A 19369-nucleotide genomic window follows, 5' to 3' on the forward strand; every position below is an offset into this window, starting at 1 on the left:
GCCCGCCGACCGCGGGCTTTTGGGTTATTTTAAAGTTGGGCGGCAGAAAGGTAACGGAGAGGTGAGCATGCGCGAGCGTACAGGAGCATTATGGAATTCCTTCCGCTATTGGTGGGGGCGGAGGTCACTGCAAAGCCGGCTGATTGCGGCCTATATCTTCATTATTCTGGGACCCAGCCTGCTGGTGTCCTTCTATTCGTATAAGGCAATCAACAATACCTATATGCGGGATTCCATCGAGAAGAACAGCTATCTGCTGCAGATGGAGAAGCTCTATGTGCTCAACCAGATTGAAGCGATGGCACGGGTAGCCCAGATGGCATCTTCGGATAAAGGGGTGGAGAGCTATCTCGTCAGTGAAGACGATCCCACGCTTGGGGAACTGATTGATTTCAATACAACCACCTATGTGAGCTTGAGCCAGATGCAGTTCAATAATCCGAATATAGAGCATTTGCGGCTTTTTTCCGCCAGCAGGAATGTGCATGAGCTGTGGCCGGTGATCTTCCGTGAGGACCGGGTATCCATGGAGCCGTGGTTCCAAAAGGCACTGCAGCGGGAGGGGGAACACTTCTGGTCCTTTCAAAAGACCGATCCCGACCTCATGAAGCGCTATTCCGGGGAAGTGGAGCCTGGCCCCGCCAAGGTCTCCCTGCTGAAAGAGATCAGTATTCCTAAAGGCCACCATGTCGGAATGGTTCAGGTGGATATGCTGCTGAGCAAGTTCGTGCCCAAAGCGTATACGTCAGTACAGGATAATGAATCCCAGATGATGCTCGCTGATGCGGAGTTGAATCTGTTTACCCGGACCGATCACTCTGTCTTACCGGAGAATGCGGGATTGGCTGCGGCCATCAAAGACAGGCTGGCGGTATTCCGCAAGACTGGTGAATGGGAGATGGAATATAAGGAGAACGGGAATTCCTTCATGTTAATTCAGGCGCCGCTGGAGCAGATTGACGCCTCGCTGGTCACGGTGGTCTCGATGAAGGGCTTAATGATGGATATTTCGCGGACGCGGAATCTGATAATCGGGGTGAACATCGGCTTTATTTTCCTGGTGACGGCCATTGCTTATGTGCTGAACGCATTTATTCTGAAGAATCTCCGCCGCCTGACCGAAACGATGAAAAAAGTGCGCCGGGGCGAGCCGTATGGCAGTATCCGGGTTAGCGGGGGCGGTGAGGTCGGTGAGCTGGCACATCATTTCTCCAAGCTGATGAACACCATCAATACGCTGGTGGCGCAGGCGGTGCATAAGCAGGCGTTGTCCAAGGAAGCGGAGCTGCGGACCCTGCATAATCAGATTGACGCCCATTTCCTCTATAATACGCTGGAGAATATCAAAATGCTGGCGGAAATTGAGAATCAGCGGACGATCTCAGATGCTCTGACCCGGCTCGGCGGTATGATGCGGTATAATTTCAAGTGGACCGGTGAATATGTGAAGCTGAGAGACGAGATCCGTCACATTCAGAATTACGTAGAGGTAATGAATATAAGGTTCGAACACACGATTCAGTTGGAGCTTAATATTGACAGCACTTATCTGGAAGTGGAGGTGCTTAAGATGTCACTGCAGCCGATTGTTGAGAACAGCGTGAAGCATGCCTGGAACGCAGAAGGGGTGGAGCTCACGGACCGGATTGTACGAATTGATCTTACGGAGGCCGAAGGTGATATCTTCATTGTCGTCCGCGATAATGGTCTGGGGCTGACCCCGGAGCGGCTGACCCAGCTGCATGAAGGGATTTATGCGAAGGAGGAACCGGGGGCGGACCCTTCCGGGACCAGCAGAGGCGGATATAAGGCGGGAGGCGTCGGGCTGCGTAATGTGCATCAGCGCCTGCAGCTATTCTACGGTGAGGCCTATGGACTGGAAGTGCAGAGCGAAGCAGGGAAATGGACCGCTGTGTACATGTCTCTGCCCAAAGTTCTATTAACGGGGGATAACCAGCGATGACGAATCTGATGATTGTAGATGATGAAAAGATGATCCGCCAAGGCCTGAAGGTGATGATCGAACGGGAATATCCGGCTCTCTACAGTATAACGATGGCAGGAAACGGTGCCGAAGCACTGGAGCAGTACAGGCAGCAGCGGCAAGATGTGATTATAACCGATATCCGGATGCCGATCATGGACGGAATTACGCTGCTGGAGCGGCTGTCTGCGGAGGCAGGACCGGGAGAGGCGCCGGCTGTCATTATCCTTAGCGGACATGATGACTTTGAATATGCCAAAAGCGCGATCCGCTACCGCGTCAAGGATTATCTGCTGAAGCCGATCCGCCGCGAGGAGCTGTTCGAGATTCTTGAACGGATTGCCAGGGAGGAGGCGGACCGGGAGTCCAGCAGCCACAAGCAGAAGCAGGAAGCAGAGGGCTACCGCCGTGAGCTGCGGGCTGCCCGTCTGCGGGGACTCCTGATGCAGCAGGAGGCGGAAGCATCGGCGGCACAGCAGGAGGAGCTGGCGGGGTTTGCGGTGCCTTTTACCATAGGCGTACTGACCTATTACCACAGCGACGGGGCACGGATGAAGGCCGGAGAAGTGCAGGGGCTGCTGGAGCAGCTCATAGGACCACTGGAGCAGAAATTCACAGAGATCCTGACGGATGGAGACGGGAAGCTGGTGCTGGTCGGCAGCGGAGAGAGCTTCCTGGAGCTGGCAAGGAAGGCCGAAGCGAAGGAGCTTAAGCGGCTGCTGCTCGGAATCAGCAGTGAGAGCCGCAGTGCGGAGCAGTTCCGTACAGGTTACCTCGAAGCCTGCCGGGCGCTGCAGTATACGTTCCTGTCCCCTCAGGCCAGCTTCGTGGACTATTCGGCTATTCAGGCCGGGCGCCTGAGCTTCCCTACCCCGGAAGAGGAGCTGCGCAAGCTGCTTAATATGCTGGGAACCGGGCGGGAGAAGGAGATTAAGGCGCTGCTTGGCGTTATTTTTCAGACTGAGCATCTGCTTAATCTGGATCTGACTTACCTGGAGAACGTAGGACGGAGTATCAATGAACGTGTATTGGATGAGGTATTCCGTGTGCATGGTGAAGCTTCGGTGGAAGTGCTGAAGCTCTACCGCCTGGTGGGCAACCTGCACAACTTCCGCCATTTTCACGACTATTACCGTGCGCTGGAGCATTTGCTCCTGAGCGTGAACGATTATATTATAGGAATCAAGTCTGCCCATACCGAACATGCCGACATGGAGGAAGCGCTGGCTTATATCGAAGCGAACTATACCCGTCCGTTGAACATGGCTATGGTCAGTAATTATGTCTCTTTGAACTATTCTTATTTCAGTGAAGCGTTCAAGGCTTATACCGGAGAGAGCTTCGTGCTGTATCTCAAAAAAGTCCGCATCCGCCACGCCAAAGAGCTGCTGGCCGATAACCGGGTCAAGCTGGCCGGTGTCTCGGAGGCTGTCGGCTTTGAGAACAGCAAGCAATTCGCGCGGGTATTCCGAGAGCTGGAGGGCATCTCTCCCGGCGAGTTCCGGGCGAAGCTGCTGATGGGGCGTTATCCCGGCCAGGCTGAGGATAAGGAGTCTTAGGGACCGGCAGCGGCCGAAATTCCAAATGTTCACCGCAGTGACGATGAAGCTTCAAGTTCAACACTTAGGTGCGTCTTATATTAGGTAGTGAGTCTTATTTAGGTTGAATGGAAGGTCTGGAGGTAGGAACATGGAAGAAGTACAAGGAACACTGATTACAGTAGAGACACTTGCCGAAGATTTCCGGAGACTGGGCGTGCAGGAAGGAATGACGGTGCTGCTGCATTCTTCCTTCAAATCCCTGGGGCAGTGGGTAGCGGGGGGACCGGTTGCTGTGATCCTGGCGCTGGAGCAGGTGCTGGGGAAAGCAGGCACACTGGTGATGCCGACGCAATCCGCGGATCTGACCGATCCGTCAGGCTGGAGCAATCCGCCGGTGCCGGAGGCCTGGTGGCCGGACATCCGCGAGTATATGCCTGCGTACGACCCGGACCTGACCCCGCTGAGAGGCATGGGGATTATTCCGGATTGCTTCCGCAAGCAGCAGGGCGTCCGGCGCAGCGGACATCCGATTGATTCTTTTGCCGCCTGGGGGAAGCACCGGGATCTCATCATTGACGGGCATGGTCTGGAGTATGCCTTCGGTGAGCAGTCTCCGCTGGCCCGGATCTATGAGCTGGGGGGAAGCGTGCTGCTGCTGGGTGTAGACCATCTGAATAACACCTCGCTGCATCTGGCGGAATACCGGGCGGACTATGACGGGAAGCAGGAGGTCATGGCAGCCGCGCCGATGATGGTAGATGGTATCAGGCAATGGGTGGAATTCAGTGACTACAACTGGAACTCGGATGATTTCGCGGAGCTTGGTCTGGACTTCGGCAAGGAGACCGGTCTTATTGCCACGGGCCTGGTGGCTGGTTCAAGGGCACAGCTGATTCCGCAGCGGGAGATTGTAGATTATGCGGTGAAGTGGCTGGAACGCAGACGCACATGAGACTTACGGCATCATGAGTTATGATGGATAGAGCAAAGAGAGAGATCGTCTTGAGGGGAGAAGGGTTTCATGACTACTACAACAACAATATACATTACCCGGCACGGGCAGACCGAATGGAATGTGCAGAAGCGGATGCAGGGCCATCAGGATTCGGAGCTTACGCCGCTTGGGGTGCAGCAGGCAGAGTGGCTGAGCCGGGGCCTGCAGGGTGTTCATCTGGATGCGGTATATGCCAGCTCCAGTACCCGGGCGCTGCGGACTGCAGAGATTATCCGGGGAGAGCGGACGCTGCCGCTAACCGCCTGCGATGAATTCAAAGAGATTGGCATGGGCGTCTGGGAAGGCCGGGATTCTGCGGAGCTGGAGCTTCAGTATCCCGAGCAGCACCAGTTCTTCTGGGGCGACCCGGAGCAGTTCAGTGTCGAGGGCAGCGAGACCTTCGCTGCGGTGCAGGAACGTGCGCTCCGCAAGCTGCGGGAGATTATAGACCTCCACGCAGGCGGCACGGTACTCATTGTGACGCATACGGTAGTGATTAAGGTGTTGATGGCTTATTTTGAAGACCGGGCGATGAATAAGCTGTGGGATCTGCCCTACATCTATCCCACCTGTCTATGCAGGATTGATATTACGGACGGTGTCCCCGAGATTGTGCTGCATGGCGACACCAGTCATTATGAGACCAGTGAGAACGGGATGGAATCCTGAGCCTGAGCGGTTTGGAGTTCTTGGCTTCATAGGGTGTGATGCTTAGGAATGACAAGTGTGATAAGCAATAGGTGAGTGATAGGTGATATGGCGATAAGCAACGGAGACAACGCTAGGCTATGAAGCGATAAATGAAAGCAAATAGGTGACAGGCAACAAGCGATAGGGAACAGGGTTGTAGGCGATGTGCAGTAGGTGACGGGTGATAAGCAACGGCAACAAGGCGATGTGCAAGGCGGGCATCGCCTGTTCGGTGTGTCATGCACACCGTCTTATTGCGGTACGCCCGTGAATAGTGGCTAGCAGTAATAGAGGTTCGAAGCTCTGACGAGTGGTACACGGGCGAAATCCTGCCCAAAGTGCAACAATGTGGCTCGGGCAGCGGCACAACAGCGGGAATCATGCACGAAATACAACAATTAGTCTCAACTCTACAAGTTATCAGCGAATATCCTGCAAAAAGTGCAACAATGTATCCCAGCCCGCATCCTATCTGTAATAGATCCTGCAGAAAGTGCAACAATGTGGATCGGGTAGCGGCACAGCAGCGGGAATCGTGCCCGAAATGCAACAATTAGTCTCAACTCTACGATATATCAGCGAATATCCTGCAATAAGTGCAACAATGTATCCCAGCCCGCACCCTATCTGTAATAGATCCTGCAAAAGGTGCAACAATGTGGATCAGGCCAGCCGCAACCAACCGGAACCAGTCGTGACTAGTCCCAACTGACTTAAAGCCTAAGTGTGTCTTGTCTATACAGATATATTGCCCGTTAGAGTAGTATCCCTGCGCAGCCGGGTGGTCTGCTCCAGCACAGACAGGTCGCCGTCCAGCGTCTTCAGGCCGGGCAGGCGCAGGGCCACTCCGGCGTACAGAGCCGGAAGAATGCCTGCGGTAAGCAAAAGAACAGAGACCCCGTACAGCTCAGCCACCGCACCGCCTGCCAAGGCGCCAAGCGGCGAGAGGCTCCCGCCAATCAGGAAGCGGACCGAATTCACCCGTCCCTGGAGATGGCCGGGGACCAGCCGCCCGTGCAGAGAGGAGCTTAAGGAGCTGAAGAAGGGCCCCATTAGTCCGGCGGCAAATACGGCGAACAAGGCGAAGGAATAGCTGGGGATGAAGCCCCACAGCATCGTGATGATGCCCGATAGCCCCAGGCTTCCGAGCATCACAGCGCGCCGCTTCTGGATCTCACCCATGAGGGAGATTGCACCAAGCCCGGCGAGGTATCCGAGCGCAGAAGCTGTGGACAGTGTGCCCACAGCCGCCGCATCGCGGTGCAGCACTTCACGGACATAAGGGACCATCATGGTCCAGATGGCCATGGAGCTGAGATTGCTGACTGCGGCCATCATCATGATCGTCAGCATGGCGGGGAACTGCCGGTAGAACGAGAAGCCTTCGGCTACCTCCCGGAGATAGCTGGAGAGCGAGAAGGCAGCAGCAGGGCCTGCTGCCGATTGCTTGCCTACCCGGGGCAGCCATAGGAGCATTGCAATCGCAGCCGTATAACAGACCGCGTTGACCCCGAGGGCGGGCAAGGCTCCGCTGGCTGCGGTCAGTATGCCCGCAAGCGCCGGACCCAGCAGCGCGGCGGCACCTTTGCAGCCGTCGATGATGGCGAAGGCACGCATCAGCTTGCCGGTGCCGGCAACGCCGGGAATGACGGCCATTGCCGTTGGCATGAACAGTGCGGAGCAGGCCCCGCTCAGACTGGCGGCGGCGAATAATTGCCAGAGCTGCAAGTGACCGGCGAGGCCCATACCCAGCGGCAGCAGGAGGGCGAGCAGACGCAGGGCTGCCAGGCAGGCCATGAACCGCACACGGGGCAGCCGGTCAGACAGCGGGGAGCCGAGGAGGCGAAGCACCTGCTCAGGAAGCATGGAGCTGAGGGCAAGAGCGCCCATCGCCAGCTTGGAGCCGGTCAGCTCATAGACCAGCCATTCCATCGCCAGCAGCCCAAAAGCATCGCCGAAAGCGCTCAGTGAAACGGTAGACAACAATCCGTAATAGCTGCGTTTATGCATGACCCTCACCCCTTCAGGTAGTCTCCAATTTGTCCCGGCAAAGCATTCAGTGCCTCCAGGCGCAGACTGTAGGAGGTGCTTTTGCCGCTGCTATGAACGATGACCAGACCCGCTGCCCGCAGCGCGATCAGATGGTAGTGGATGGTGCTTTTGGACAAGCCTACCGCCTTCACAATCTCCGTGAAATTGAGCTGGCTGCCGGTAAGCTGCCGGAGAATGAACAACCGGGTCTCGTCCGATAACGCCCGGGTTAGCCGCAGCAGCGCAGCAGCAGGCCGTCCTTCTTCCGGAGGAAGCGCATCGCAGGAATAGCTGGTGAACATGAATTCATTATAGAGAGACGAAATAACCAAAGGGCGTGCATGATACTGAGGCGTAAGAATGACCTGCTTCAGGGTCTCCGACGGATAGAGCCGCATCCCTTCGGTGGCTTGCTCATAAATCTCCATATCATTCGTGCCATCCAGCAGCGCCGCTCTTCCCTTGGCCTCCTGCTCCAGCCCTTCTATAATAGCCGGGTCTATGCTGCTGAAATACCCGTCATTCCATGCCCGGATCACTTCAGCGGCGGAGTCCCGCAGCCCGGCAAGATTCGAGGGAACGCTCTGTCCGAAACGGCCGGAAATGTCATACAGCTCTCCCGCAGACAGCGACTCGAACCAGTTCAGGAATCCCCCTGCCGTGCGGTCTCCGGGACAACTCCAGATGTAAGGAGACAGACTGAAATTATCAGTGAGCTTCAAGACTTCTTTCATTCGCTGGAGCATTACAGGGGCGAACCGGGTCTGCACCTGGCGGACCCAGGGAGTCCCGGCGTCCATGGCATTATGGTTCTGCTTGCCGATAAAAGCATTTAGGCTGGTGAGGCACTCATAGATTGGCGCGAAGTCTAAGGTCACTTTGTAATCCATAGGGTTTCCTGCTTTCTGAAGAAAATGATTTTTGTTCTATAGTTATAGAACTTAATATATGTTTTATAATAAACGAACTAAATTGCATTATCAATAGCGGAGATTCTTGTCTCTAATATTTTTTGGCGGGCTTTTGAGGCGATAGTGTGTTACGGAGTTTATCGTGCGAAGTCCTATGATTCTGGTCTAATATTGGCGAAAAAAGGCGGTTCCTGCAGCGCATCACGCGCCTTAGGAACCGCCTTTTCATTGAAGATGAAACTTGCTCATTCTATAACGCTGCAATGTTAGTTAATGAATTGAAGGGACTTCAGGGTCTTCTCCAGCATCGTAGCTGCTTCCGCACGGGTAGCCAGCTTCGCCGGAGCAAATGCACCGTCAGGAGTTCCCTGAATGATGCCTGCGGAGGCTATTTCTGCTACTGCTGCCCTGGACCAGGCCGGGATGCTTGAGGCATCGCGGAATTTAGCCAGTACGGCTGGATCAGCCGTCAGGGTCTGGCCGGTGAACTTCATGGCTTTGGACAGTACCGCCGCCATCTCCTGGCGGGTGATCGGGCTGCCTGGCTTGAAGCTGCCGTCTGTATATCCGGTTATTAGGCCTGCTGCGGCTGCCGTCTGAACAGCATCAGCATACCATGCGCCTGCCTTCACATCACTGAAGGTGGTTCCGCTGCTTACCGGGGCAAGCCCAAGCGAGCGGGTCATCAGTGCTGCGAATTCTGCCCGTGTAATCGACTGCGCAGGCGAGAAGACGGTGTTGCTGGTGCCGGTAATAATCAGCTTGGAAGCCAGCAGGTTAATGGAAGATTGTGCCCAGTGTCCTTTGGTGTCGCTGAAGCTCTTAGCGGATTGTACCACCGTGTAATAGCTGTTGCTGTTGCGCTTAATCGTTACTACCGTATTTCCGTCTGCCGGGACCCCGAAGACAGAAGGTACGAAGGATAGCTTGCCGGTGGCCGGGTCATAGGATATACCCGTTGCACTTTGGGCATTCAGCGCCCCGGTTGCAGTTAGCGTGCGCTTCACATAGGTGCTGCCGAAGTGGTTCAGCGGTACACTCTTGCCGCCCGCTTGAGCGGTCATGCTGAACTCAATGACAGGTGCGGCTAATGTGACAGTACCGTTCTGTGCTGCGATAGCCTTCTTCAGACTTTCCAGCGTAGCAGTATCTGCTTGAAGCAGCGATACAGTAACGGTGAAGTCGCTGGTGCCCAGCTGTGCAGCCAGCGCAGTTCCGTTAATCAGACTCAGCGGTAGCGAGTATGATGCTCCGCCTGTAGAGGTGAACGTAATTACTGTATTCCGGTTCACTGCAGCCTGCTGAACCAGTACGCTGCCTGGCAGCACAACCTGGGCACCGCCTGCTGAAGCAGTAAGCGGAATAATCAGCTCACTGGTTCCAGCAGGCATTGCGGCGAGCCGGGCAGTCAGATCGGCTGCAGTAATCGTCGTTACCAGCGGACCCGCTGGTGCGGTAGCTGTGGCTGTGGCAGTTGCAGCCGGACTAGGTGCTGCTGTTGGTATAGTCCCTCCAGACCCTCCCTGAGGAGAGGTTGGCGTTGGTGTCGATGTTGGTGTCGGTGTCGCACCTTTGAGATCGGTGATGCGGCCTTCCGTACCAATGTTCACCTGTTTGAGTTCTTTCAGATAATCGGTAAATACCTCATAGTCCGGCAAATACAACTCATAATAACGTCCGTCTGCTTTGGCCTGGGCCAATGAGCGGTAGAAGTCACCACCGCCAGCCATGAAGGAGTTAGTAGACAGAATGTAATACGCACCAGGGTCGATGGCGGTGTAGCTGCCATCCGCCTGTTTGACTTCTACAGAGATAATACGTTGACCTTTCTGCTCCACAACATTCGTTGACGGGGTGATGATTTCCTCAGGCTTAGTGGAATCATAGGTGTATCGCATTCCTGAGACCTGAGGGAAACGGCCCTCATCTGTTTTCACCCCACTGACACCATTCTCCAGAGCATCAATAATTTCCTGTCCTGTCACCTTCAGGGCAACCAGGCTGTTGGAGAATGGCATTACCGTCAGCACTTCACCGAGGGTGATATCCCCTTGATCAATACCGGCACGGATACCACCGCCGTTCTGAATGGCTACGAAGCCCTTGATGGATGGAAGCTCAGGCTCCGGGATCAGCTTGCTAACCAGCTCCTTTGCTTTGTAATTGATACCATCTGCAATCAGGTTGCCAAGATTAGTTTCTTCCTTACGGACCACACGGGTAAGCTTCCCGTCGATTAACCGGTCGTAGACCAGAGGGACAGCAGAATTGCCAACCACAGTCTGGCGAATTACGGCCAGATCGGCGTCATACTCAGCTAGCATCTCTTTGGCCTTAGCATCTTCGGTATACTTCGTCGTGTCGATTAGCTTACCGTTGTAGGTAGTAATGATGCCGTTATCGTCGAAATTGACATCAAGCTCGCCGAGGTACGTACCATATTCACCAGTCTGAACAATCAGCGTAGGCTCAGTGTCTGAATTGAAGACCACAGGAGCATCAAGCTTGGTATGGGTGTGGCCGCCGACGATAACGTCGATGCCCGCAACCTCTACCGCCAGCTTCTGGTCAACATTGTATCCCAAATGGGATACAGCGATAATTTTGTTAATGCCCAGCGCCTGTAATGATTTGACTGTATTCTCGGCGCTGGTCTTGTAATTTTTAAAGGAGATGTTGTCGCCTGGTGAGGACAGACCCACCGTATCCTCGGTAGTCAGCCCGAAGATCCCGATCTTCTCGCCGTATACCTCTTTAATGATGGAAGGGTAGATATGACCGTTCTCTACCGGAGTATCCATATCCGATCCACCGACCTTATTCACAAAGATATCCTTCAGCTCATTTTCTTTGGTAGTAAAGTCAATGTTGGAACTGATAAACGGGAATTCTGCTTTGTTAATAAAGGTTCTGAGTGTCGGCAGTCCTTTGTCGAATTCGTGGTTCCCGAAAATCATGGCATCGTATCCGATGTAATTCATGAATTTCAGATCGGCGAGCCCTTCGAACTTAGTGAAGTAAAGGGTGCCGGAGAATACATCCCCTGCATCGAGCAGGATGGAATTGTTGGTACGCTCCTGCTTAATTGCAGTCATCCGTTTAACCACCGTTTCCAAATGACTGTGGGTATCATTAGTGTGCAGAACTCTCAGAGAGAAGTCATTATCTGGAGGTGTCGCGCCTTTGAGATCCGTAATCCGGCTCTCGATGCTGGAGGTCACCGGTTTATGCTTCTTCAGATAAGAGAGCAGGACTTCAAAGTCCGGTAGACCCAGCTCATAATAACGCCCGTCTGCCTTGGCCGAGGCCAGGGCGCGGTAGAAGTCCCCGCCGCCTGCCATGAAGGAGTTCGTGGACAGGATGTAATAGGCCTTAGGATCAATTGGCAGGTAGGAACCGTCAGGCTGTTTGATCTCTACGGAGATAATCCGGTGTCCTTCTTGGGTTACTTTTCCAGTTAATGGGTCTACAATTTCAGGTAACTTGGTAGAATCATACGTATACTTCATACCAGCTACCTGAGCGAACCGGCCTTGGTCTGAGCTGAGCCCGCTGACCGAATTCTCCAGTGAAGAAATGATTTCCGCACCCGTGACTTTTAGGGCAACCAGGCTGTTATTGAACGGAAGAGTAGTTAATACTTCCCCCATTGTGATGTCGCCTTTGTCAATGGCTGCACGGATACCACCGCCGTTCTGGATAGCAACAACACCTTTGATGGTATCAAGTTCAGTATTTGGTACAAAGTTTGGCATCAGCTCTGTTACTTTCTCCGCGATGCTGTCGGCAATCATGTTGCCGATCGGTGTTTCTTCCTGGCGTACAACACGGACAGATTTGCCGTCGATGTTCCGGTTGGTGTACAAGTCAACATTGGAGTGTCCTACTACCTCAGCCCGGACAGCTGAAAGCTTGGAGTCATATGTGGAAGCCAGCTTGGCTTTGGCCGCCGGATCTTCAGCATATTTAGCCACTTCCAGCAGCTTGCCGTTGTAGGATACAATCTCGCCCTTCTTGTCAAAGGTTACATTTAGCGCCCCTAAATATTGGCTATACTCTCCAGTCTGAACGACCAATACAGTTTTACCTGTACCTACGTTGGTAACCGGTTCAGGAGGATTGTCGATCTTCGTGTGCGAATGTCCGCCGACGATAATATCGATTCCCTGAACGGCTGCGGCCAGATCCTTGTCAACGGTATAACCGAGATGGGTTACGGCGATAATTTTGTTTACGCCTTTGGCTTCGAGCAGAGCTACTGTATTCTTCGCACTCTCGACATGATCCTTGAAGCTGATCTTATCTCCTGGTGAAGATAATCCTACAGTATCCTCAGTGGTTAAGCCGAAGATGCCCACCTTTTCCCCATAGACGTCTTTGATCACCGCCGGATAGATGTTGCCGTTGTAAGCAGTATCCCCTTGCGCAATGGTGACAATGTCATTATGGAATTTGTCTGCAAGCTCACTGTTTTTGGATGTAAAGTCAATGTTGGAGCTTGCGAACGGGAACTTTGCAGCCTCTACAAAATTCCTGAGAATCTCAGGGTGCTCCTTATTCTGGTCGAATTCATGGTTGCCGAAGGTCATTGCGTCATAACCGATGTCATTCATGAAATCAACGTCAGCCATTCCCTTGAATGTAGTAGAATACAGCGTTCCTGAGAACACATCGCCTGCATCAAGCAGCAGGGTATGGCTATTGCGTTCCTGCTTGATGGCCGTGGTACGTCTGGCGATGCTCTCCAGATGCCCATGTGTATCGTTCGTATGCAAAACACGCAGATCGAAATTGGACAGATCAAATTGTGCTACAACCGGATCATGGTCGGACACCCGTCCGCGGGATTGAGGGAAGTCTGCATTCAGATGGACGACATCTACTTGTGCGGAATTTGCAATATTTTTGCTGGCCAGGATATGATCAAGTACCTGGGAGTTCCCGTCATACGTATAGGTGTACTGTTCATTCAGCGGCAATTTCTCGATCAGGTTGTCGAGCTCGTTGCCTTTGAGAATGGCTGCGGTCTTGGTGAATTGGAAATCGTTCAAATCGCCCACGGCTACAATATTTGCAGACGGATTGGCGCTCAGGACCTCTTTGACAAAGCCGTTCACGACAGCAGCAATTTTGTGGCGCGTCGCTTCACTAGAGAGCAGTGGAGGCTGAATGCTTCCGAACGGCCCGTTGTCACCGGATTTTGAATTAAAATGGTTAGCAATTACAATGACTTTCTCGCCATTAAATTCAAATTGGGCCGCGAGCGGCTTGCGTGAATTGGCAAATGCATCATTCGTCGGATCGATTCTTCCCGGATTGTAGGTCAGTTTATCTGCGTCTGCATTGTAGCTGACAGATTGGAGGGCAGAGCCCTTGTGTCCGGTAATGCTGTCAGCAAGCTTGACTCTTGCCGGATTATACAGGAACCCTACGCGGATGTTTCCGCCCGGTGCCCCGCCGTCTGCTTTATTTACAGGAGCAATGTCAACGTAATTATAAGCTGGTCCACCGGCGGTCTGAATCGCCTGAATCAGTTCGGCGGCATTAGCTTCGACTGTACCATTGTCGACCTCACCATTGCTGTCCTGCATCTCCACAACGCTGATGATATCCGGCTTTTTCAGATTGACTGTGATAGACTGGGCCAGCTTCTGAATCTTCGTGGCCCCTACGCCTGGATAGTAGTTCTCAATATTGTAGGAAGCAACCAGCAGCTTCTCTTCATCTACAGTAATAGTAGAGGTTTCCTGTGTGAAGCTGCTTGTGGTGATACCAGGCAGGCTTCCACTTGCAGGGATAACTTTGTAGTTGCCGTTGTTGTAGCCGATAACGCCTGTAACATCACCATTGAACTTATCACCTGTACCGACTTGCTGGCCAGGATCACTGTAGGCGATCAGGAGGCGCTGCGGGTTGAGATTGTCTGCTCCCCGGAGTACGAGGCCCCCGGCAGGTGTAATGACATCTTCTACCCCATTGTCTACTCTTGCCGGAATGTTATATACGATTGATGTACCGCTGCCGCTTGTCCAGTAAGGACTAATAATTGTAGGGGCAGGAAGGGTAACGAGCATACCTTCAAGAGACTCATAGAAATCCATGGCATCTTCAGAAGGCTGGAATTCAGTTAAATTATCATTATCAATGATCGAAGAAGGGATAACCCGTCCGCCCTTGCCCAGCACTACTGGTTCTGGCAGGACTGCTCCCTTGGCTATTGTATGGATGGTGCTGAGTGTGATTTGTGTGGAAGTCATGTTGCTGCTGCTTCCCTCATTATATTCGGATACAACTCCTGAGACGGATACATGATCCCCGATATCAGGCTTCAGGCCGGTGCTCGTGCTGTATACGAATATTCCTTCGGAGGTGCTGTCATTATCGTCCGGTTCAAGGTCCTGAATGAAGAAGCCTTTATAATTGCCGTTTGCAAAAGTATATCCGTATTCAGTAACTATCCCTTCGACATCCGTAACAGTCTGTCCGGTATATTCAGAGGTGTGGGATACGCCCTGAATATCATGGATGCGGGGAGGCTCTGAAGCTATATACTCGAAAGTATAGGCCTTACTGGTCTGACCTGTGACTGAAGCAACAGCCTTAATCACCGTGTCTGCCGTTATCGGGATGGGGGCTGTGTACAACGTACTGGCTGTTGTTGGCTCTGATCCGTCAAGCGTATAATAGACTGCTGCTCCTTCGGTGGGGCTGGACAGCGTAACAGAGCTACCGGTGATGATCCGGCCCGCACCGGGGCTGGCGGTAACAGAGAACAGTTCTTCTACCAGACTCTCTGCGCTGAGCGGAATGAACTGATAGGCATCATTAAATTGTTCAATTACACCAGTGATTTTATCAAAATGTTTATCCTTTACCAGTTGGGGAAGTCCGGAATAAATTTTAAATGTCTGGCTGCCTTGGCTGGCGATGACATTATTTCCATCTTTACTAATGATGGTCAAATCTTCCATGGTGACGAGCTGCGCTTCATGGGCTTCACCATTGGCAGCTGTCAGGTCAGCGGCAGTGATTAGCTTAGCGGCAGGTGCACCGGCATTTGCAGTGATAACTTTGTATTCAAGTCCAGTGACAGGCTTGAGTTCTTGCAGGTTACTGTAAATATCCATAGCACCTTGAACTTCAACGAGATCTCCGACCTCCGCGAATGCCGGGAATCCGTACAATACGATGGCTCTGGACGAATCCTGAATGTACATCTTCGCCCCGTCGATATGGGTAACGATCCCTTCAGTCCAGACATTCTGACCTTTGACCGCAGGTCTAATAGAAGCAATATCCTGCTTCTCAAGGATGGTGTAATCATAAGTCGACACCAGACTGTACACTGAATCCGATACCGAGGCGTAAGTCTTGATTGTAGTAGGTGAGTTCAGCAGGATTTCACCGCTATACGGTTTGAATTCTCCTCCGGAGCCACCTGTGTAGACTGCGGCATAGACAGATGCACCTGCTGTGGATGTGGTAAGGGAGATCGCTGTTCCGGCCGGCCAGGCATTGGCTGCCGGGATGGCCGTTACCGCTGCTACAGCCGGAGCGGTACCATAGCTGCTATTGCGCGGATCAGGGGATTGAACTATGAAGTCTGCAGCATTGTTGTCTGTATCCAAGCCGCGGCTGCCTGCGGGTGCGCCTACTGCAGCCTTGCGCACAGCGGCGAGCGTGCTGCTCAGTACTCCTGTAGGTCCGCTGCCTTCATAAGCAGTCGCGGCCCCGAAGCCAACCATATCAACACGTGCATTGGCGGTATCTATGAGGTCAACTTTACCGCCGGAAGCTCCCAATTGTAATATTCCTGTATAATCAGGGGCAGGCAAGTCCTTCGTACCTCCGGTACCGGCCGATTGCTGGATCAGAAAATATCCTTTAGCAGGAATGGTACCTGTTAACACTGTGATAGCGGTTGTCGTATTGAGATCACCGTTGGCGCCGGCGCTCGCATAACGCACCTTCCAGCCCTCAAGACTCACTGTTGTATCGGTAGGGTTATATAGTTCAATAAAATCATTCTTCAGTTCAGCCCCGCCGTTTCCGCCGCCGCCGTAGACTTGTGAGATTACAATATTATTGTTATCCGTCGCTGCCTGTGCACTCTGTCCGGCAGGTAGTGCAATGCCGATGAGCATTAGAACTGCAAGCCCTGCTGAGAACCATTTTCGCATCCTGTGAGAAATAATCATTATCCTAAACCCACTCCTCTCGAAACTATAATGTACAACCTTCATAATCATACCATTTATTTGTAAAATGGAAGGTTGTATGATATGAATATATATTAAATTCTCACTAATTAAAAATAATAGAGTGAACTTTATACAACATGCATAAAAATATTTAATATATATAGTAAATAATCTATGACACCTTGCGACCGGAGAGAGGTTATATTCAAGAAAATACTATTTTTGCTTATAAGCAACTCTAATACTCATTTGAAAAGGATGGGTAGGGTATACACAGGAGCTTAATTGTATTCTGTACAGCTAAAAGACGATGAAATCACGGATCTGCCGGGTTAACTGTATTCTGTACAATTAAAAACATCGGTGAACCTGCTTTTGCGGAATATGGGGGATTTTAGCTGTAGAAAATGCAATTAAACCCTTCTCGGGCTAATTCCAGATCGCTTTAGTTGTACAAACTACAGTTAGAGCTTTAGCAGAGCTCGTCACAGACAGCTCAAAGTTCCAATAAGGGCCAGCCAGCGGCCTTAATAAAACAAAAACCCCTCGCTCCACCATTAAGTGGATAAGGGGTCTTCTGCAAACATCATAGTTTAAGGAATACCTGATCTGACTACGCTCTCCAGATGCGGCTAATCTTCACCGGCTGGGCTTCATGAAGCGTTTGGCAGCAATGCCAGTCATGATCGGCATCATGTCGTCCCCGTGAGGAAGACATAGGCGTGCCGAGCGAAAGTGTGCTTCACTTTATACCAAGTTCAATCCACTCAGCCCCGCCCATATAAGGCCGCAGCGCCTGCGGGATATAGAGCGTTCCGTCCTCCTGCTGGTGGTTCTCCAGCAGCGGAATCAGAATGCGGGGAGTGGCCACCGCAGTGTTGTTAAGGGTATGGCAATATTGCAGCCGCCCGTCTTCATCGCGGTAACGGATGCCTGAGCGGCGGGCCTGGAAGTCGAGCAGGTTGGAAGCCGAATGCGTCTCCCCATAAGCTTCTCTGCTGGGCATCCAGGTCTCGATGTCATACTGCTTATGGGTCTTCATCGCCATGTCGCCGCTACAGACAACGACTACCCGGTAAGGCAGCTCCAGCAGCTGCAGAATATGCTCTGCATTGCCGAGAATCTCCTGGAGCATCTGCTCCGACTCAGCGGGGTCGTTGCGGCACATTACCACCTGTTCAATCTTCGAGAACTGGTGTACCCGGTACAGCCCGCGCACATCGCGGCCGGCCGAGCCTACCTCGCGGCGGAAGCAAGCCGACATCCCGGCCAGCCGCAGCGGCTGCTCAAGCTCCAGCGTCTCATCGCTGTAGAGCGAGACCAGCGACACCTCCGAGGTGCCGGCCAGCCAGCGCTTCTCTCCCGTCAGCTCGTAGGTCTGATCCATGCCGCCGGGGAAGAATCCGGTCCGCTCCAAGGCCTCCGGCCGGACGATCACCGGCACATCCATGACGGTGAAGCCGCGCTGCATCAGCACATCCAGGGCCAGCCGCTGCACAGCGAGGTGCAGCAGCAGACCGGCTCCCTTCAGCACATAGCTGCGGGGGCCGCCGGCCTTGACGCCGCGCGGAAGGTCGAGGATGTCGTGCAGCTCTCCGAGCTCGACATGGTCCCGCGCGCGGAAGCCGAATACCGGCGGCGTGCCGTACCGCCGCAGCTCCACGTTCGCGCTATCATCCGGCCCGATCGGCGTATCGGCCGATACAGGATTCGGCGCGAGCAGCAGCAGCTCCCCGCAGCGGCGCTCCGCCTCCAGCAGCTCGGCCTCAAGCTTCGTCAACTCGCCATTAAGCGTCCGCACCTGCGCCTTGGCCTGTTCTCCGCCTTCGGCGTCGCCCTGGCGCAGCCGCCGCTCGACCTCTTTGGTCAGCGCGTTCCGCTCCGCCCGGCGCTGTTCGGTCTCCCGGCGGGCCAGCCGCCGCCGGTCATCCCATGCCAGCAGCTCCGCAAGCGGGAACTCCAGCCTTTTCCACTCTGCCGTCTTCCGTACAATGTCCTCATTCTCCCTGATCCAATTCATGTCCAGCATGCCGCATCCGCTCCTTCTTGGGGTTATAAAAATGCAAAAAACGCCCTCATCCATGGGACGAGGAGCGTCAGCTCGCGGTGCCACCCAGGTTGACCTCATTCACGTTAAGCAACTCTAATGCACGGAATAAGGCCCTCTTTGGTCTTCGCGGTAACGGGCGAAACCCGGTAAACTTAGGGAACAGGGAGCTGCTCCGGTCGCAGACGCCTCGCGGTTGGATGCCGTTCATTGGCCTGGTCGGGATATAGGTTTGCCGTTTATTATAACCAGAGCAGCGCCGGGTTGCAAGTATAATTGAGGTTTGACAAAATTCCTTGTACTCTGCTAGGATTATTACTAATTTGAAGTATCAGTGTCCGGTGCAGCAGCCCGGCATATCCTATAATAGCAGACGGAAGAGGTGCGGAAATGGCCAAAATAGTAGTAATCAACGGAACGCCATCCCTGGTGTCCCGGATCAATGCCGTGATTGAATATGCAGAGAATGGTCTGCGGGAGCGCGGGTTTGAAGTGGAGCGTATTAATGTAGCGGAGCTTCCGGCGGAGGATCTGATCCACACCAAATTTGAGAGCGAAGCCATCGTCAAGGCGAACGGTCTCGTAGCCGAAGCCGATGCGGTAATCGTAGTCAGTCCGGTGTACAAAGCGTCCTATACCGGAGTGCTGAAGACCTTCCTGGATCTGGTTCCGCAAAAAGGGCTGGCCGGCAAAATCGTTCTGCCGCTCTTCATGGGCGGAAGCCTCGCGCATCTGCTCGCCATTGACTATGCGCTGAAGCCGGTACTATCCGTGCTGGGCGCCCGCTATATTCTTGGCGGAGTCTATGCGGTAGACTCCCAGGCTGTCCGTAACGACCAGGGAGTGGTCGAGCTGGCGGAAGAACTTAAGCTGCGCCTGAACAGCGTGCTGGAGGAGCTGGCGGAAGAGACCGAGCATAAGGTGGCACGTAAGGCAGGGCAATCAACAGCCGTAGAATAACGTTAGGCTG

The 19369-nt window shown here is 53.4% G+C and carries 9 protein-coding genes; 5 read left to right on the top strand and 4 right to left on the bottom strand.

Translation table 11 applies throughout. The features are described from left to right. Positions 1–67 precede the first annotated feature (67 nt). The 4 genes from KDC22_RS02350 to KDC22_RS02365 all read left to right on the top strand — a co-directional run bounded on the left by KDC22_RS02350 (position 68) and on the right by KDC22_RS02365 (position 5188). Positions 68–1963 (top strand): sensor histidine kinase, encoded by a 1896-nt coding sequence (locus KDC22_RS02350; RefSeq protein WP_211721951.1) that lies wholly within the window; start codon positions 68–70, stop codon positions 1961–1963. Next, positions 1960–3543 (top strand): response regulator, encoded by a 1584-nt coding sequence (locus KDC22_RS02355; RefSeq protein WP_211721952.1) that lies wholly within the window; start codon positions 1960–1962, stop codon positions 3541–3543. Before KDC22_RS02350 ends, KDC22_RS02355 begins: the two co-directional genes overlap by 4 nt. 130 nt (positions 3544–3673) lie before the next feature. Continuing rightward, complete coding sequence (locus tag KDC22_RS02360; RefSeq protein ID WP_211721953.1) at positions 3674–4477, top strand: AAC(3) family N-acetyltransferase; 804 nt, start codon at positions 3674–3676, stop codon at positions 4475–4477. Positions 4478–4546: 69 nt separating this feature from the next. Beyond that, on the top strand, positions 4547–5188 hold the full coding sequence (locus KDC22_RS02365; RefSeq protein WP_211721954.1) for a histidine phosphatase family protein: 642 nt from the start codon (positions 4547–4549) through the stop codon (positions 5186–5188). Positions 5189–5944: 756 nt separating this feature from the next. On the opposite strand, the gene KDC22_RS02370 is transcribed toward KDC22_RS02365, so the two are convergent. From KDC22_RS02370 to serS, 4 genes are all read right to left on the bottom strand, one after another. Beyond that, complete coding sequence (locus KDC22_RS02370) at positions 5945–7219, bottom strand: MFS transporter (RefSeq protein WP_211721955.1); 1275 nt, start codon at positions 7217–7219, stop codon at positions 5945–5947. Positions 7220–7224: 5 nt separating this feature from the next. Further along, positions 7225–8130, bottom strand: coding sequence for an ArsR/SmtB family transcription factor (locus KDC22_RS02375; RefSeq protein WP_173140788.1), 906 nt, complete (start codon positions 8128–8130; stop codon positions 7225–7227). A 287-nt stretch (positions 8131–8417) separates the two neighbouring features. Next, positions 8418–16331, bottom strand: a complete 7914-nt coding sequence (locus KDC22_RS02380) for a 5'-nucleotidase C-terminal domain-containing protein (protein WP_211721956.1) — start codon at positions 16329–16331, stop codon at positions 8418–8420. A 763-nt stretch (positions 16332–17094) separates the two neighbouring features. After that, positions 17095–18381: a serine--tRNA ligase gene (gene serS / locus KDC22_RS02385; protein WP_211721957.1), complete on the bottom strand. Its 1287-nt coding sequence runs from the start codon at positions 18379–18381 to the stop codon at positions 17095–17097. 408 nt (positions 18382–18789) lie between these two features. Between serS and ssuE the strand changes: the two genes are divergently transcribed. Then, entirely contained in the window at positions 18790–19359 is a 570-nt protein-coding gene (ssuE, locus tag KDC22_RS02390) for an NADPH-dependent FMN reductase (RefSeq protein ID WP_173140797.1), read from the top strand. The last annotated feature ends 10 nt before the right edge of the window (positions 19360–19369 follow it).

The organism is Paenibacillus tritici, from assembly GCF_018207515.1.
GTDB lineage: Bacteria > Bacillota > Bacilli > Paenibacillales > Paenibacillaceae > Paenibacillus_AQ > Paenibacillus_AQ tritici.

Bases quoted from the DNA above. Each gene is read 5' to 3' on its own strand.
- KDC22_RS02355 (WP_211721952.1), top strand. From the start codon at position 1,960: ATGACGAATCTGATGATTGTAGATGATGAAAAGATGATCCGCCAAGGC.
- KDC22_RS02350 (WP_211721951.1), top strand. From the start codon at position 68: ATGCGCGAGCGTACAGGAGCATTATGGAATTCCTTCCGCTATTGGTGG.
- KDC22_RS02370 (WP_211721955.1), bottom strand. From the start codon at position 7,219: ATGCATAAACGCAGCTATTACGGATTGTTGTCTACCGTTTCACTGAGC.
- ssuE (WP_173140797.1), top strand. From the start codon at position 18,790: ATGGCCAAAATAGTAGTAATCAACGGAACGCCATCCCTGGTGTCCCGG.
- KDC22_RS02365 (WP_211721954.1), top strand. From the start codon at position 4,547: ATGACTACTACAACAACAATATACATTACCCGGCACGGGCAGACCGAA.
- KDC22_RS02380 (WP_211721956.1), bottom strand. From the start codon at position 16,331: ATGCGAAAATGGTTCTCAGCAGGGCTTGCAGTTCTAATGCTCATCGGC.
- serS (WP_211721957.1), bottom strand. From the start codon at position 18,381: ATGCTGGACATGAATTGGATCAGGGAGAATGAGGACATTGTACGGAAG.
- KDC22_RS02375 (WP_173140788.1), bottom strand. From the start codon at position 8,130: ATGGATTACAAAGTGACCTTAGACTTCGCGCCAATCTATGAGTGCCTC.
- KDC22_RS02360 (WP_211721953.1), top strand. From the start codon at position 3,674: ATGGAAGAAGTACAAGGAACACTGATTACAGTAGAGACACTTGCCGAA.